This window comes from Cohnella sp. GCM10012308 (assembly GCF_042649185.1).
GTDB lineage: Bacteria > Bacillota > Bacilli > Paenibacillales > Paenibacillaceae > Cohnella.
Window position 1 is genome coordinate 1 of sequence record NZ_JBHRYU010000021.1, and the last position, 16781, is coordinate 16781.

The window sequence follows — 16781 nt, forward strand, 5'->3', positions numbered from 1 at the left end:
CAAAGAAACCGTTCCTTTCGTAAATGGTTGCTCGACACTTCCATTTTACCAAAGAACGGTTTCTTTTTGTTTTACAAAAACAGGACTGCCCCGCAGGTCATTTTCATGACCCTTTTGGGACAGCCCCCTTTGCGTCCCGCCGGCGCAAGCGCCCTGCAGAACCCTATATAAGGAGGAGCGCATCAGTGGTCGGTTCGCGACTTGGTGTTTTCCTTCCACTCGCCGATCTCCTCTTGGACCTTGCCCTTGGCTTTATCCCACTTGCCCCTTGCCTGGAGACCCGGATCGTCGGTGAGGTTGCCCCATTGGTCCTTGGCCTCGCCCTTCGCCTGGTTGACAGCACCTTTGATTTTGTCGCTCCAGCCTTCCGTATGCCGATCCATATGAATACTCTCCCTTCTCTTGCATGAGTTGGATATACGGAACTTTACCCGGGAGACAGCGTTTCCAAACATCGGACGGGTGCATAGCGGCGATTTTTTGATCGCCGCTAATCTCCTATCCGGCGTCTGCCCGCGCCCACTCCCGTCGCAAAGCGGCGTCGCCGATTCCGAGCTTGAGTCGTCGCGGCGAAGCGCATCCTCATACCTATTCCTTTCTTCCTTTACATATGCGGCCTATACGCGTTTTCAGCCGGGGATAAGCAACCTTTTGGAAACATGTCGCGTCTCACTTGCAAGCAATATCCAATTATGGATTTGTAAAAGGAGAAAAACGCGATGGTGCCTACTGAGCGAGTATTTCAGTGGTTTTCTCGGAGCTGCTTCATTGTCGCTGCACTGATACTTGCAATCATATCTACGGCATGCGCGAGAGCCGTCGACACCGATTGGTCGCGAGGCGCAGCACTGTCGCGGGGTGCCGTCGTCGAAGCGGACGGACGCATCCTCAACCCCGGGCCGCTTGCAGCGTTCGTGCAGTCGGTCGCGGAGCGGCGGTCCGCAGTCGTTCAAGTCGTGACCTATCCGGCGGAGTATGGCGCGGAGCTTCTAGTAGATCAGCTGACATAGGGGATTAGGAATTAGCGGCTTCTCGCCACCACACACGGCGAAGAGACGCTGTACAGCGTCTCTTGGAGGGACCTCGGCGCGACCGTGGCAAAGAGACGCCGTACAGCGTCAAATTGCGGGACTTCGCCGCCAATCGTGGCAAAGAGACGCCGCGCAGCGTCACATTGCGGGACTTTGCCGCTAACCATGGCGAAGAGACGCTGTACAGCGTCTCTTCGCGGGATCACGCCGCTATTTTAACCCAGCCCGCGCTACTCCGACAACCGGTCGACAGCGACCGTCTGGACGTCGGTAGGCTTTTGTCCGACTTGTACCGTCGCCATGCCGTTCGCTTCGTCCACCTCTTCGATCCAAACCGACTTTCCTTCCAGCTTGACGGCAATCGTGTCCTTCGAGTCGAAAATTTGCTTGGCCCGCTGCGTGTTCATGACGGATCGTCCCCCTCTTTTTCCCGCATCGTATCGGTCGTCGTCTCTTCGATAAGCCCGTTGTCAAAGGTTACCTGGCCGCCGCCGAGTCCCTCGTTGACCATCCGATCGATGTCCATGTCGTAGTTCAGGCGGCCTTCGTGGATGTGGTCCCGGCCGTCCGCTGCATTCTCTTCGCTCATGAACGCCGCTCCTTTCGCCCCAGGTTCTTCGTTTCGAAAATGAAAGATCGTCCGGTAAAGGATGCCCAGACGGTATGAACTCCATACAGCGATGGGAATCCTAAAGGTATAAGGGATTATGAGGAGGGCTAAACGTCATGCATACGGTATGGAAAGGCGCCATCAGCTTTGGGCTCGTGCACGTGCCGGTGAAGATGTTCACGGCAACGGAGGACAAGGACGTACATCTGCGGCAAATTCACAAAGCTTGCGGAACGCCGATCTCCTACGCCAAAAGCTGCCCGCATTGCGAACGAGCGGTGGAGTGGGAGGAAATCACCAAGGGCTACGAGTATGAAAAGGGACGGTTTGTCCTGTTCGACGAAGAGGAACTCGAAGCCATCAAGCCGGAAAATACGCGGACGATTCAAATTCTCGATTTTGTCGCGCTTGAAGAGATCGACCCGATGTTCTATCAAAAAACGTACTATTTATCGCCCGATCAGGCCGGCGCCGGCGCATACGGCCTGCTGCTCGAAGCGATGCGGCAATCCGGCCGAATCGGCATCGCGAAAATCGCGATCCGCAGCAAGAGCAGCCTCGCCGCCATTCGCTGCGTTGACAATTGCATCTGTATGGAGACGATGTTCTATCCGGACGAGATTCGCGCGATCTCCGGCGTGCCCGGCCTCCCGCAGATCCAGAACGTCAACGACCGCGAGCTGGACATGGCCAAGCTGCTGATCGAGCAGCTGTCCGCCCCGTTCGACGCGGCCAAATACACGGACGATTACCGGACGGCGATGCTGGACGCCATCAACCGCAAGGTCGCCGGGCAAGGCGTCGACGTGGTCACCGCGCCGGCGGCGGAGCGGACCAACGTCATCGACCTGATGTCCGCGCTGCAGGCCAGCCTTGCCGCCGTCAAGACCGGCGACGCGCCCGCCGCCGGCGCTGCGGTCAGCCGAAGCGCCAGTCGCAAGTCGGCGATTCGAGGCGATACGGGCGAAGCGGATGCGGCGCCTGCGGCCGACAAGCCGAAGCGCACGCGCGCAAAGCCGGCGGTGCCGGGGGCGGCCGCAGCCGGCGGCGAGGAAGCCGGCAGCGCAAGCCCCAAGGCTGCGCCCTCGCGCAGGCGCAAGGCCAGCGAGCCGCAGTCCTAATCCTCCGCTGCTTGCGCCTACGTTTAAGCAACGTATTAAAAGCGTTGACGGTGTTGCGACTACTGACAGTCGACACGCACCGCACCTAATGATGCACAAAAAGCAAACCGGACGAAGCAGAGTCAATTCCTGCTTCATCCCGGTTTGCTTTTTTTGTCGATGACTGTTTGCATGAGCAGATGTAGGCAAGGCAGAGCTAGAGACACATAGTCGAACTACAACCATCGATCGAGACAAAGAAGCTCCATGTAGAACTACATTGCCGATTCGCACCTTCTACCGTGACAAAGAAGCTCCATGTAGCGTTACATGCCCGAACCACGCCTCCTACCGAGCAAAAGAAGCTCCATGAAGAGCTTCTCCGTCTTGATAACACCATTGCGATGCTATCTTTATAGACCGCTCTAACTCGTTCGTTAAAACGATGAGAATATTCTAAGAAGCAACGGCCGGCCCTAACGAACTCCGCGCGGGACAAGGAGCGGCCGCATTCATAATTCCCAGCATATGGACCGTGGTAATATTTATGCCGTGAACTAGCGAGATTCCGCTGATAGAATGTGAGACATCCGAGCCGAAGCCCACCAGGGCACGGGGGAACCAAGTATACGGGGTGAAGCCGCAGCCGCGGCAGGGCGATCTCCGACCTAACCCGTCAGCTAACCTCGCAGGCTTACATTCTAAGGAGGAATTTTCATATATGAAGAACAATCGTATCGGTCAACTGGCTGTATCCGGCGCACTTCTGTTGTCGCTCGCCGTTCCGTTCGGCGCTTCCGCGAATGCCGCGACGACTGCGGGCTCCCAGACGACCAAGACTTACACATATAAGTTCGACGCATCGCAGCTTCAGCAATATCTCGGTTCGTTCGACTGGCAATCGTTGCTGTCGCAGCTGAACGGCGGCTCGCTTGGCGGTCTGACGCCATCGACGCCGGTGACGACGACCACGCCTGCCGCACCGGCCAAGCCGACGACGGCCCCTGCGGCTACGCCTGAGCCGACGACAACGCCGGCACCTACCGCAACACCCGCTCCTACCGCTACGCCGGCGCCGACGACAACGCCTTCCGTACCGGCAGGTTCCAACAACGGCAGCGGCTCCACGGGCTCCGGCACGAGCACTCAGAAATCCGGGTTCGCCGCTCAAGTCGTCGATCTGGTCAACCAGGAACGCGCCAAAGCCGGCCTGTCCGCGCTGAAAACCGACGCCAAGCTGACTACGGTCGCAGACGCGAAAGCGAAGGATATGTACAACAACAATTACTTCGACCATACGTCCCCGACGTACGGCTCGCCGTTCGATATGATGAAGCAATTCGGCGTGACTTACAGCTATGCCGGCGAAAATATCGCGATGGGCCAACAGTCGCCGACCGAGGTCATGAACGCGTGGATGAACAGCGCGGGCCACAAGGCGAACATCTTGAACGCGAACTTCAAGTCGATCGGCGTCGCCTACTATAACGGAGAATGGGTGCAAGAGTTCACGGGCTGATCCGTCTCCTATCCGTCTATAAAAAAAAGATGCCTGCCGCAGTCATGCAGTTGACTGCGGCAGGCATCCTTTTTTTTTGCTTGCGCAGCCAACTTCGGCAGCCAAGCTACATCAGCATCGGCAGCACCAGCAAGAGCAGGCCAGCCAAGCTCATCAAGCCGCCCTGCAGCCGTATTCGCCTTTCGGATGCCGGCCCCGGCTCCCCGGTCCGATGGTCGCGACCGCCGCGGGCCAGCGCGATTACGGTTCCGGGATGGAGTACGGCGAACAGCGAGGACCCCGTCCAAAACACCAAAACGAGCGATAGCAGCGCGCCGGCGTGCTGCAGCGGCATCTCCGTAGCGATCCCTCCCCAAGCGCTTTCTTTATTGTTGTATGAGGGTCCGGAGGCAAAAGTGCGGAAATCGCCCGAGTTGCCGCAACTTGGGCGCCGACGACCGCTGCCCCGGGAAATCGCGGCGCCAAGGCGCCTGTCGGAAGTTCGTCAAGGGAATGGGGCAACCGATTAGCGGCTACACTAGAAAGACAACGCCTCTCGTCGAAGAGGCGGCTTCAGAACGGAGGAACGCGCTATGGCACCGGCCACGATGTCCCCGGTCACGCTGCGGCTCGGCGACCGCGAGCTGCTCGTCTCTCATCCCGACAAACTGCTATGGCCCGACATGGGCATCGATAAGCTTCGCTATGTCCAAACGCTGGCCGAATTGGCTCCCTATCTGCTGCCGCACAGCGAAGGCCGCTATTTAACGACGATTCGTTTTCCCGAGGGCTATGCGGGCAAATCTTTTTATCAAAAAAACGCCCCGACGCCGATTCCCGAGTTTGTCAGAACCGAGACGGAAGGCGGCATCCGTTACGTCGTACTCGATTCCTTGCCGACATTGCTCTGGATGGGCAGCCTGTACGCGCTGGAGTATCACGTGTCCTGCGAGCGGATCGCCCAGCCGCTGCCGGACCGCTGGATGCTCGATATCGATCCGAGCCTCGAGGTCGAACCGAGGATTATGGAAGCCGCGGACAAGGTCGGCGATCTGCTGCATTCGCTCGGACTCGATGCGGTCCCCAAAACGTCGGGCGCGACGGGCATCCAGGTCGTCATGCGCATCGAGCCCGGTCCAACCTACGACGATCTCCGCCGGTTCGGCAAGTTTGTCTCCGAGTATTTGACCGCAAAAAATCCGCGGCTCTTTACCGTCGAACGGCTGAAGAAAAACCGCGGATCGCTCATCTACCTCGATTACCTGCAATTTTACCCCGGCCGCACGCTGGTCTCCGCCTACTCGCCGCGCGCCCGCGCAGGAGCGCCGGTATCGACGCCGCTCGATTGGAGCGAGGTGCGCGCCAACCCGAGCCCGACCGACTTCAACCTGTTGAACATCGCGTCGCGGCTGCAGAAGCGGGGCGATCTCATCGGCTCGATGAAGCCGCAGCGGCTCGGAGACGTACTGAAGCAGCTCAAGCCGAACTGAGTATCCATTTTTGCGAGAAGATCTAGAGCAGCGGGGAGAGCATGCGGCAGAGCGCCTCCGCGGCCTTGCGTCCGCCGGAGCGCTTGCGGAAAGACGACAGCTCCAGCTCCCTGCTATCCTTCAGATCCTGCCGGAAGTCGCGCTCCAGCGCGGAGATGGCATCCTGGTGGAACAGGAAAGCGTTCGTCTCGAAGTTGCTGAAGAAGCTGCGCAGATCCATGTTCGCCGTGCCGACCGATGCGATCAGGTCGTCGACGATGACGACTTTTGCATGAATGAAGCCGCGCTCGTACTGCCAAAAACGGATGCCGCAGCTCATCATTTCGTCCACATAGGACATCGTCGCCGCATGCACGAGCTTCGTATCGGGAATCAGCGGCACGATCATCCGCACGTCTACGCCGCTCATCGCTGCGGTCTTAAGCGCCATAACAACGCCTGCGCTCGGGATGAAGTAAGGCGTCGTAATCCAGATCCGCCGCTTCGCCATCGCGAGCACCGCGAACAACGTCTCGTGTATCGCATCCGCCCGTCTGTTGGGGCCGCCCGCAACGATTTGCACGACCTCGTTTCCCGTGCAAGCATGCTCCGGTAAAAAGCGGGGATCGCTCGGCCGCTGCTTGGTCGCGAGCTCCCAGTCCTTCAGGAACACCTCCTGCAGCCCGTATACCGCGTCCCCCTCCAGTTCCAGGTGCGTATCGCGCCAAAAGCCGAGCTTCTTGTGCCTGCCCAAATATTCCGCGCCGACGTTGATTCCGCCGACGAAGCCCTTCGTGCCGTCCACGACAAGGATCTTGCGGTGATTGCGGTAATTCATGCGTTTCTTCATAAAGGCCGGCCGGAGCGGGAAAAAGCAGGCGTATTCGGCACCGGCTTCCTCGAACGCGGCGAAAAAGGACTTGCTCAGCTTGACGCTGCCGATCCCGTCGTAGATGAGCCTGACTTGCACGCCCTCCTTCGCCTTCTCGATCATGACATCGCGGAACATACGGCCGATCTCGTCGTCGCGGTATATGTATGTAGCGAAATGAATGTGATGCCGGGCGCCGCGGATCGCTTCCATCATCGCGTCGTAGGTCATTTGTCCGTTAGTCAGCACCCTCGATTTGTTGCAGCCCGTAATCGGAGACGCGCCCGCCTTGCGCAGCGTCCGGAACAACCGCTCCTCGTCCGCGAACCGGCCGCCCGGTATTTCTTCCGGTTCGTTGATCAGATGGCTTTTCTTTAAAATCTCGCCTCGGCGCTGCTCGTCCAAGCCGCCTCTGCGACGGACCTTGCGGCGCCTGCCGTACTCTCTGGCAAGGAAGTAATAAAGAATGAAGCCGACGATCGGAAATAAAAACAAGATGAACAGCCACGCCATGGCGTTGGCCGGGCGGCGATACTCCAGCACGAGGATCGTGCCGGACTGGAATATGAAGATGAGCAGTGCCAGCAGGAGCCACGTCGTCACCCGTCAACCCTCCTTTTGATCGTTCGTATAATCTATTTTATTTTTACCCACAGTCGGGCCGGGCAATCCAAGGCGCATTAACCGGCATAACAAAAGGGATGAAGCGAGCATTCCCGCTTCATCCCTCGATTGTACGCGATCTTCGATTCTGCGTCGATTTACGCGTTACCTTCCATGCGCTGCATCAAGCCTGCCAGCATCTTGGCGATCTCCTCGCGGGTCGCCTTTTCCTTCGGCGCATAGTAAACGGTGCCGTCGCCGCGCGTCTTGCCGCTCACGATGCCAGCGCGCTGCACCGCCGATACCGCGGTCGCCGCATAGGCCGGGATGGCGTTCGCATCCGTGAACGCGACTGCATCCTGCTGCGAAGGCAGCGCGTAGTTCATCGCCGCCGCGTACTTGACGAGCATCACTGCGAGCTGATCGCGCGTCAGTTCGGCCCGCGGCTCGAATTTGCCGGCGGACGTGCCGGCGACGATGTTCTCGGAAGCGGCCCAAGCGACAGCGCTGCCGAAGTAATCGGCGCTGCGCACATCCCCGAAGCCTGCGTCGGCGGCGTTATACTTGCCCAGATCGACGCCAGCCATGCGGGCCAGCATCAGCGCGAGATCGCCGCGGGTGACGCTGCGCTTCGGCCCGAAGCTATCCGCGCCGATGCCGGCAATGATGCCGCGGGCCGCGAGATAGTTGATCGCGGTCTTGGCGAAGCTGTTCTGCGCATCGCCGAAGCTTTTCAGGCTGTAGCCGATGCCGTACATGGACAAGTGCGGCGTGCTGAAGCTCAGCGTGCCCGTAGCCGCATCGTAAACGCCGCCTGGCAGCGTCTCGATATGTCCGTCTTCCGCGATATAGTGTACGATCAGCGCTTCGGAGGTCTCGCCGGCCTTGATCGTATACGGAACCTCGATCTTAAGCTTGCCGCCGCCGAAGGCGGACAGCTTGCCGGCAGCGGTCGTCACGGTCAGGTCGAATACCGGGCGATCTCCGATCGCGTCCTTCACCGCCTGCTGCTGGCCAACCGGCAGCTTCGCTGCGGCCGAAGCGCCGTCAAGCCGCTCGATGCCAAGCTTCACTTCTCCGCCGCCCGCCGCCGCGGAGAGCGCCTTGATGGCTGCCGCGTCAAGCGTGAGCGAGCCTGTGCCGGTGTCGACCGTGAGCGAACGGAGCGAGCCGTCCGCGATCTTCGCGAGAGCCGCCGACGGAATCGAGAGCTCCGCCTTGGCGGAACCGTCCGTATGGCTGACCGTCGCCTTGAGCACGGCCTGGCTGCCGGTCGTCTCGAGCGTTACGTCGCCGAATTGTTCGACCTTCGTGCCAGGCGCCGCTGTCGGCGTCGGCGTGGCGCTTGGCGTCGGAGAAGGCGTCGCGCTCGGCGCCGGCGTGGACGTGGACGAGCCGCCGGACGCTACAACCGTCACCGCCGCTTCGGCGATCGCATAGCCGTCCGCCGCGATTGCCGTTACGGTCGCGGATCCCGCATTCAGCGGGGTAACCGTGCCATCGGCGCTTACAGTCGCGATGCCAGGGCTGGAGCTTTTCCATGTGACGGCGACCGTTTGGCCGTCAGGACCGACAGCCGTCGCCGCCAGCTTGCCGGCGGAACCGCCTGCGGTCAACGACAATGAGGAACGATCCAGCGACACCTTCGATACTTTCAGCTGCAGCACCGACACAGTGCCGCCCACTTCGTTGGCGACCAGCAGCAACGGATACCCCGTCGGGCTGTCGGACGCCTTGATGAACTCCAGTCCTTCCGGCCCGCTGTCGGTGTTCTCGCCTTTGCCCGCGCTGAAGTCGCGCGTATTCACATAATTCAGGAACTGCGGGCTTTCCGGATTCGTTACGTCATAGGTGATTACGCCGCCGATACGTTCGAACCCTGCAAACGCCAGGGTGTGCGTGCCGACGACGCCTGTCTTGACGTCCTCGGGCTCCGGTCCCTTCTTCGTGCTCCGCTCGTCGACGCCTGCCTTGCTGCTGGCGTGGCTTGCGTTGAAGTGCTCCGGCAGCCGCTGCGCCGTCACGCGCTCGAAGTCGCTGCCGCTGTCCCATACGAGAGCCAGCGTATCCGCATCGCGAATGGAGATCGAACGGCCGCCGTACATATAGAGGCTGTCCGTGCCCATATCGCTCATGACCTCGACGCTGTCATAGCGCGTCGTATTCTTGAGGAATTCGGCCGCGGCCGAGCCCTGGGTCAGGCTGCCTTTCATTTTCTTGACCGTGCTCGAATTGATCCGACCGTCCCACTCGGTCGCATCGCCTTCGTTGCCGGTGACGAGATACGTCTTGTCTCCGACGCGGAACGATGCAATGCCGTCCGGCATGTATACGCCGTAGAAAGGTACGTTTTCAAGCTGAATCAAGCCGTCCTTAACCAGATCGAGCTTGTTGTTCGGATCGTTCAGATCCTTCAGGCCAAGCCCCTTTACCGAAAGCACCTTGCCGGACGCGACATCGATCGCCGCTACCGCATTGTTTTCCTGAAGCGATACATAAGCCGTCTTCTCGTCGATCGAGAGCGCGATGTATTCAGGCTCCAGATCGCGCACCGCGTCCGCTTTAGTTCCGCTGCCCGTAATCTGCCCGGTCGCCACGTCGCTGGCGCCGCGGATGTGCACGTCGTCGCCGATCACCGTCGGATCGTCAAACTTCACATGCTTCACCGCATTCGTCGACGTATCGACGATCGTGATGCTGCCTTCCGGATCGAGGCCCTTCGTGCGCGGCTCGCCTTCGTCGGCCGTCAGAATGTATCTGCCGTCAGCCGTCGATTTGATCATATCCGGCTGTACGCCCGCCTCATATTCGCGGATCAGCTTGCCGTCGTAGTCCAGCGTCACAATTTTGCCGGCCTTCATCGCGTCCTTCTCCTGTACAGAGATCGCCACCCGCTTCGCCGCCGTATTGATATCGACGCTCGTCAGGTCGCCGTAAACGAAGCCGTCCTTTTCCACGAGATCCTTTACACGGACCGTTGCTACCAGTTCGGGAGAAGTTCCGTTGCCCAGCGCGACGATCTTGAGCGTCGGCGGATTTCCTGCGCCGTCTACCAGATAGAAGCGGCCGTTGTCTTTATTGTACTTCACGATCTCCGCGACGCCGCCGTCTTCATTCGGACTGTCGGCGATAAACGAGCCCAGCTTCTCAACGGCGATTTTGTCCGTCATCGTCGGCCCTGTCGTGGAGTCTGCCACGTTCACGACCTGCGTCACGGCGAACGTCACCGGCGTCATGTTGTCCGCAGTCACGGTTACCGTCGCCGTATACGTTCCGCCGATCAGCCCGTCCTTTGCTGTCACGTTAAATGAGGTCGTGGTTGCCGTATCATTAAGCGTCGTTAAAGTCGGCTGCGTAAGCGTGAAGCTGCCGGCGTTCGCGCCGCTCAACTGCGCTGCCAGGTTGGACAAATCACCCGTACCCGTCCGAGTCACGGTTACCGTCTTGGTCTCCTGCGAAGCTGTCACATAGCCCACCGTCAACGGCTTCAAGGTCAGATTGGACAATTCGCCGATCGTGTACGTCGGAATTTCTGGTTCTGCCGGCAGTTTGACTGCCAGCGAATACGTCATGGTCGAACCGTCTCTCGCCGTTACCTTCACTTCAACCGGGGACATGCCCGAGACGACATCTATCGTTTTCGATGCCGTGCCCGTTCCGCTAGTACCTGCTACATCCACGACGGCCTGGCTGTCCGCCGCCGCAGCTTGAACGGTAATTAAAGCGGCGCCTTCCGCAACGGATACGGAATAGCTGCGCACCGGAGCCGTATCGCCGTATGCGCCGCGGGCATCGAATGCGCTGAATGCCGGGGACAACGTTCCGCCGTTGACCGTTAGAGCTTGCAGATGCTTGACGTCTACCAGCGCCCCGCCGCTCATGTCGGTTTTTACCGAGCCGTAATCCGCAACGACTTGACGATAGTAGGTCTCTGCAGCATTCATCAGCGCTTGCATAAAGGCGCTCCAGGCCGCGTCATCCGCGAGCGTCGCCGCAAAGCTGCCGGCAAACCCCGTCGTGGCACGGGCATGTCCCAGAGCCAGCGCTTGTGCCGAATACTTCAGATAGTTATCCAGGTCGCCGCCCGAAGCGAATGCACCGCTCATGTCCGTATAGTCGCCCTTGCTGACCGCGATCGGACGTACGACGAACGAATTGCCGCCAAGCTGCATCCAGCCCGCAAACGGATCGGGATTTTGCGTCAGTTTCTTATAGGCTTCCGTCGCGCGTTTGCCGTGATCGTCGCCGAATGCCGATTGATAATCCGCAAGACCCAGACCTGTCGATTGCAGATAGGCCGGTATGGCTTCTTGTTTGACATCCATCAGAATGTCGTCGTCCGGACCGCTGCCCGGTCCTTCGATCACCGCATTGTAGCGGATCGAACCGATGCTCGCGTTCCCTTGATTAATACGGAATACAACGTCCTTTACCTTGAAATAATCCGGATTCTCTGCCAGCTTGTCAGCCGCAAAGCTTTGAATGCTGTACAAGTATTCCTGCCAGGAAGCCAGGAAAGCATTCTTCTCCGCTTCGGTCATCACCACATACTTGGCGTCGGATTTAAATGCGCGTTCTCCGTTACCGCCGGCCGGAGCGGCTTTGTCGAGCTGCTGTTTCCTGGTCGTGGCCGCCATTTTATCAAGCATCGTTTTCGTAAATCCGTCCAGATGCTCTGAAGTTAGCGTATACGTCGTATCGATGACGCCATTATTGATATCAAGCATCGTGTCGCGATACTCATTCAAGAAATCCGCCGCGATTTTGGCGATGTCATCGTCGGACAAGTTCCGTTCCGCCGCGCTTGCCCCTTGGTCGCGTTCCAGGTAAATGCTCGGAACCATCCGCAGCAGATCCAGGTAAAAAGGTCCGACATAGGAAGCATCGAAATCGTTCAGAGAAAATTGGGCAGCTCCGCCCACGTTTTCGAAGGTCCCGACGTTTTGCAGGTGGGTGTCGCCTTGAATCCACGTGTTCAGATTCCATTGCTTCCACGCATCCGGAACGGTAATCAAAGCATCCAGATCGTTGAAGAACAAGTTCGGATTGCCGCGATAAAAGTTAAAGCCGCTTCCCGCTTGCAGGACGTATTTGCCGGCTTTCATGGTCGGATCGTTGAAGTTTGTGTTGTTTGCTTGAATGGATTGCTTCAACAATGCCGCTCGTTCTGCGCCTGTCACTGCTGCAGGTGCAATCACGAGCGGCAGCGTCGCCGAGACCGAAGCCGCAGGCTGCGCGTTGTCCTGGACCGTCAGCGTTACCGATACCGTCCCTTCGCTTCCCGCTGCCGGCGTACCCGAGATGACCCCTGTAGAAGAATTCACCGTCAAACCGGACGGCAGTCCGTCCGCCGCGAACGTATAGGGCTTAACCCCGCCATAAGCCGCCAAGGATACCGAGTAAGGCGTACCTACCGCCGCAGTCGATAAAGAGGCGGTCGCGAGCCCGAGAGGCTCTACGCCCCAGACGCCGTCGCTGCCAGCGCGTGGACCTTTGGCCGCGCGTTCTTGCGCAGTGGCACTTTCGTAATCGATAATGCCAAAATCCTTGCTGGTGTCGTCAGTGTCGCTCAGACTGAGGCGAATAGCCGCCTTTTTCTTCGAAGTTCCCGTTGTATAGGTCAGGGACGTCGTCTCGTATCCGTCGATTTTCGAGCCGGAATCGTTGCCGACCGTGCCTACCATATCTACGTAGCCTTCCGGCTTCGTGACGAACGGATTTTTGTTGCTCTCCTCAAGCAGCGTCCGATTGCTCATCAGAACGACTTTTACGCCCTTGCTGTGAATGCTGCGGCTCCATACCTGGTCGCCCTTGTTGGTCAGATCGAGGTTGTAGGTCGTATCTCCGGTCGGGTTGGCCTTGACCAGGAAAGAAGAATGCGCCTTGATCGTTCCCTGGAGATCGAGCTTGTCCCACGCGCCGCTTGCCCCGGTCGTTTTGCAGACGTCCGTCGGCTTCGCGCAATCCGCGTACTGCAGCGACCAGCTGTCGAGGTTCACGTCGCTGCTCGTCGGATTGTAGAGCTCGATAAACCCATTCGAAACGAACGTGCCCGAAGCGCTCGCCAATCCGCTGCCGAATACCTGATTAATGATAACGTGAGGCACGGTTACGTCGTAGCTTCCGTCCGCCTTGTACGGCGTTCCCGCCGTTGCGGCCGCGAAGGCCGGCACGCCCGCAAACATTAAGCCAAACACCATTTCCACGACGATCAGCGCGGAAACGATTTTACTGAACGTTCTTTTGATCATATGTACACCTCAATTGGAGATAGTCGTATGCCCTTTCACATTATAGTTATTCTATTAACTAGATATTTTGGCCGCGTTATCATAGGGTTAATTATACGAATGCAACACAAAAAAGCGCGGCCTCTGCAGTAATCGCAGAGACCGCGCCTTCGCGCATCGAGATACCGTTGACGTCTTGCCGGACCGTTCTCGTCAGGCCGATACGTCGCGCTTGGTGAACACCGTCCAGGAGATGACGTTAAAAATAATAAAGTAAACCGCCAACACGCCCAGCGAGAACGCGTAGGTCGTCGGATGATTGGGTACCGGCGTGCCGCCGTTCAGATAGGTCGATAATCCCAGATGCGGGAAAAGCACGTATTTGACCCACACTTTGTCCGTCAGCGCCAGCAGTCCCGAGATCATGCTGCCGGAGAACAGCAGGAAAAGCGATAGTCCGATCGCCAGACCGCTGCTTCGGAATGCCGAGGATAGCATGAAGCCGAAGGTGACGACCACGATCAGGGTAATGAATTCATCCAGATAATAACGAAGCGCATATGCCCAGGGCGAGCTGCCCGCAAGCGGCGAATCGTCGGAGATCAGGTTGGCCGAATCCGCCGAATAACCGAATGCGATGACATTGGCCAGCCAGGTCACCGCAAAACTGACGACGGTGAACAGCAGCGCAAACAAGATGATCGAGATGAATTTGGACAGCAGAATCGACGAGCGGCTCCAAGGACGAATCAGCAGCAGCTTGATCGTGCCTCGGGAGAATTCGCCCGCGACGGTCTCCGAAGACTTGACGACTGCAAAGATCGTGATCAGAAGGAACAGGATCTGGGACTCCAGCATCATTACGCCCCAGTTGTTCGCATTTTCCTCATCCGCGAGCAGTGCGAATGCGACCGTGAACAAGAGCGGAATGATGACTGTGATGCCCAGCATGATCCAAGTGCTGACCCGGCGGTAAATTTTCATGTTTTCGTTTTGCACGAGATTCCAGAAGTTAGCCAACGGTCTCACCCCCGGTCATCTCAAGGAATTGATCCTCGAGCGACTTGATCTTGACGCGGATGCCATAGACCCGGATCCCCGCTTCGACCAGCCGGGCGTTCATGTCGGCGATCGTCTCGCGGTCGGCCGTCACGCTGAAGCCGCCTTCGGCGAAGCGCGCGGAGCCGCGGCCTTCCAATACGGTCACTGCCTCGTTCGGACGGTCGACCTCGAACAGCACTTCTTCCAGTCCTGCGACAGCTCCCGCCGATTCGGCGCGCAGCGACCGGATGTCGATAAGCTCGCCCTTCTGGATGATGGCGACTCGGTCGCACATGAGCTCCATCTCCGAGAGGAGGTGGCTCGATACGAACACGGCCGTACCTTCTTCTCTGGACAGCTTGCGCAAATAGTCGCGCAGCTCGCGGATACCGGCAGGGTCGAGGCCGTTGGTCGGCTCGTCCAGAATCAGCAGCGCAGGACGGTGGAGAATCGCTTGCGCGACGCCGAGCCGCTGACGCATGCCGAGCGAATACTTTTTGACTTTGTCATGAATGCGGTCCTGAAGGCCGACCAATGCGACCACCTCGTCGATGCGCGCCTTGGTAATGCCGGGATTCATGCGTCCGAAGTGAATCAGATTCTGATAACCCGTCAGGTATTTGTACATCTCCGGGTTCTCGACGATTGCGCCGACGCGGGCGATCGCTTGGGGAAAAGATGTCTTGACGCTATGGCCGGCGATCGAGATATCGCCGCCCGACATCGTGATCAAACCGACCATCATGCGGATGGTCGTCGTCTTGCCTGAACCGTTGGGGCCGAGGAATCCGAACACTTCGCCGGGATTCACTTCGAGCGTGAGACGATCGATGATCGTCCGGCCGCCAATGCGCTTCGATACGTTCTGCAGGCTGACGACGGGCGCTTGGGACATGATTTCTCCTCCGTATGTAGATTTGTAAATCTTCACCATTATAGCAAATGTCGACTGGTACGACCATGAAGGATATCGGAGCGCAGACAGGCGGGAGCTTGGCGCGGCGGAGAATGAGTCTTAAGGCGGGGATGCGAGGCTGGCCTGCGTATGGTTTAAAGCGATCGGCCGTCGGCCTGTCGAGAGAAGACGCATTGCCGCGAACGATCGCCGAGGATGGCGCAGTATCGAGAAATAAAGAGGATTTTGTAGAATCGGGCAAAAATGAGGATCGCGCACTATTGCGGAGAATGAAGAAAAATCGCAAATTCGGCGAAAGGGTTGCCACCCATTCAGCCAACGCCGCCTTTTAATCCAATGTCTCATTGCCGTAAATGAACCGTTCGATCTCGTCCGCGGCACGATCGGGAGATGCCGTCGAATTGTCGACGTACAAGACGGCATTCGACGGGAGCCGCCAGGCGACCGTCTTGCGACCCAGGCTTAAGCTGAATCGCTCCCAGTGCTCGAGCTTCCATCGGTCCAGCATGCCGCCTCTGCCCGCGATACGTTCTTTGTACCGCGACTCGTCCGACAGAAACACCGATACGACTTTGACCTGGACGGCATCCGGATTCAGGCCGGCACGGCCGAGCTCGCAGCGCAGCCAGTCCGGATCGTTCAATTCCCGGGAAAATGGACCGATCACGATCGCATCCGTGCCGAGCGCCACGTTCTCGAGCGCGGCATCCATCGTGATCCGATAGCCGAGATCCCGACATAACGACTTGTACGCTTCCGAATCCCTATCCGTCGGATCAAGTCCGGCTTGGGTCATAAGGGCCTCGGCCGCAGGGCGAAGCATCGTATCCATGTCGAAAAAGGGGACATGGCGACGAACCGCCACCCGCTTGGCCAATGTCGTCTTGCCGGCCCCAGCGCCGCCTACCACGAATACCAAGTTTGCCATCGCCTTCGATCCCCCGCCCGTTTCCGTTTCATTTCATTATCGGGCCGCGGCTGCGGAGGGTCAAGCGGAAGGACCGAAGGCCGAGGCTTCGCCGGTTACTGCGGCTAGATGGCGATCATGATGGAGGACGGCGAGCGCCACTCCTCGCTTTTCTGCAGCCTGAGCAGCTCCGCGGAATTTCCGGTCTCGCTTAGTCCGTGCTTGGCGCAACAGCTTCGGCAGCAGCCCAGCGGGTAAATAACCGTGTAATAGCCCGACTTAAAAAGCAATCTCGCTTCTTTCAATCCTATCAGCTCATTGCATGCCACGCAGTAGAATTGACCTTGATTCATCGCGAGCCGCCTCCTGTCCTATACTCAGGATCGTCTTCCATTACACACTCTGTAACATTTTGATACACATTGTATCTTATTACTTGATCTTACTTACCCACTTCTTGCTTGTCAAGCACAATTCGTTTTATTTCCATTTAATCTCTTTAATT

At 58.4% G+C, this 16781-nt stretch carries 15 protein-coding genes and 1 riboswitch; of the genes, 5 read left to right on the forward strand and 10 right to left on the reverse strand.

What is annotated here, in order from left to right:
* Nucleotides 1–182: 182 nt before the first annotated feature.
* The gene (locus tag ACFOTD_RS20960; protein ID WP_378121884.1) at nt 183–383 is read right to left on the reverse strand and encodes a CsbD family protein; all 201 of its coding nucleotides are present in this window, start codon (nt 381–383) and stop codon (nt 183–185) included.
* Nucleotides 384–719: 336 nt separating this feature from the next.
* Between ACFOTD_RS20960 and ACFOTD_RS20965 the strand changes: the two genes are divergently transcribed.
* Complete coding sequence (locus ACFOTD_RS20965) at nt 720–1010, forward strand: hypothetical protein (protein ID WP_378121885.1); 291 nt, start codon at nt 720–722, stop codon at nt 1008–1010.
* A 251-nt stretch (nt 1011–1261) separates the two neighbouring features.
* On the opposite strand, the gene ACFOTD_RS20970 is transcribed toward ACFOTD_RS20965, so the two are convergent.
* Nucleotides 1262–1438, reverse strand: coding sequence for an H-type small acid-soluble spore protein (locus ACFOTD_RS20970; RefSeq protein ID WP_378121886.1), 177 nt, complete (start codon nt 1436–1438; stop codon nt 1262–1264).
* Nucleotides 1435–1620, reverse strand: a complete 186-nt coding sequence (locus ACFOTD_RS20975; RefSeq protein WP_378121887.1) for a hypothetical protein — start codon at nt 1618–1620, stop codon at nt 1435–1437. The genes ACFOTD_RS20970 and ACFOTD_RS20975 overlap by 4 nt, the downstream gene beginning before the upstream one ends.
* 137 nt (nt 1621–1757) lie before the next feature.
* Here ACFOTD_RS20975 and ku point away from each other — a divergent pair, with 137 nt between their 5' ends.
* Both ku and ACFOTD_RS20985 read left to right on the forward strand, forming a co-directional pair.
* Nucleotides 1758–2762, forward strand: a complete 1005-nt coding sequence (gene ku, locus ACFOTD_RS20980; protein WP_378121888.1) for a non-homologous end joining protein Ku — start codon at nt 1758–1760, stop codon at nt 2760–2762.
* Between the two features lie 562 nt (nt 2763–3324).
* A riboswitch (cyclic di-AMP (ydaO/yuaA leader) is annotated at nt 3325–3452 on the forward strand.
* A 10-nt stretch (nt 3453–3462) separates the two neighbouring features.
* Nucleotides 3463–4260 carry a CAP domain-containing protein gene (locus ACFOTD_RS20985; RefSeq protein ID WP_378121889.1) on the forward strand — a complete coding sequence of 266 codons (798 nt, stop codon included), beginning with the start codon at nt 3463–3465 and terminating at the stop codon, nt 4258–4260.
* Nucleotides 4261–4366: 106 nt separating this feature from the next.
* Here ACFOTD_RS20985 and ACFOTD_RS20990 read toward each other — a convergent pair whose 3' ends face one another.
* Nucleotides 4367–4594, reverse strand: a complete 228-nt coding sequence (locus ACFOTD_RS20990) for a hypothetical protein (RefSeq protein WP_378121890.1) — start codon at nt 4592–4594, stop codon at nt 4367–4369.
* 238 nt (nt 4595–4832) lie between these two features.
* Between ACFOTD_RS20990 and ligD the strand changes: the two genes are divergently transcribed.
* Nucleotides 4833–5729, forward strand: coding sequence for a non-homologous end-joining DNA ligase (gene ligD, locus ACFOTD_RS20995; protein WP_378121891.1), 897 nt, complete (start codon nt 4833–4835; stop codon nt 5727–5729).
* A gap of 22 nt (nt 5730–5751) precedes the next feature.
* Here ligD and cls read toward each other — a convergent pair whose 3' ends face one another.
* The 4 genes from cls to ACFOTD_RS21015 all read right to left on the reverse strand — a co-directional run bounded on the left by cls (nt 5752) and on the right by ACFOTD_RS21015 (nt 15348).
* Nucleotides 5752–7182: a cardiolipin synthase gene (gene cls, locus ACFOTD_RS21000; protein ID WP_378121892.1), complete on the reverse strand. Its 1431-nt coding sequence runs from the start codon at nt 7180–7182 to the stop codon at nt 5752–5754.
* A gap of 158 nt (nt 7183–7340) precedes the next feature.
* The gene (locus ACFOTD_RS21005) at nt 7341–13433 is read right to left on the reverse strand and encodes a choice-of-anchor I family protein (protein WP_378121893.1); all 6093 of its coding nucleotides are present in this window, start codon (nt 13431–13433) and stop codon (nt 7341–7343) included.
* Between the two features lie 192 nt (nt 13434–13625).
* A complete protein-coding gene (locus ACFOTD_RS21010) occupies nt 13626–14432 on the reverse strand; it encodes an ABC transporter permease (RefSeq protein WP_378121894.1) in 807 nt (268 codons plus the stop codon).
* Nucleotides 14425–15348, reverse strand: a complete 924-nt coding sequence (locus ACFOTD_RS21015; RefSeq protein ID WP_378121895.1) for an ABC transporter ATP-binding protein — start codon at nt 15346–15348, stop codon at nt 14425–14427. The genes ACFOTD_RS21010 and ACFOTD_RS21015 overlap by 8 nt, the downstream gene beginning before the upstream one ends.
* A 113-nt stretch (nt 15349–15461) precedes the next feature.
* Here ACFOTD_RS21015 and ACFOTD_RS21020 point away from each other — a divergent pair, with 113 nt between their 5' ends.
* Nucleotides 15462–15701: a hypothetical protein gene (locus ACFOTD_RS21020; protein WP_378121896.1), complete on the forward strand. Its 240-nt coding sequence runs from the start codon at nt 15462–15464 to the stop codon at nt 15699–15701.
* Here ACFOTD_RS21020 and ACFOTD_RS21025 read toward each other — a convergent pair.
* Nucleotides 15698–16297, reverse strand: coding sequence for a P-loop nucleotide/nucleoside kinase family protein (locus ACFOTD_RS21025; protein ID WP_378121897.1), 600 nt, complete (start codon nt 16295–16297; stop codon nt 15698–15700). The genes ACFOTD_RS21020 and ACFOTD_RS21025 overlap by 4 nt on opposite strands.
* Before the next feature lie 104 nt (nt 16298–16401).
* Complete coding sequence (locus ACFOTD_RS21030) at nt 16402–16629, reverse strand: hypothetical protein (RefSeq protein ID WP_378121898.1); 228 nt, start codon at nt 16627–16629, stop codon at nt 16402–16404.
* Nucleotides 16630–16781 lie beyond the last annotated feature (152 nt).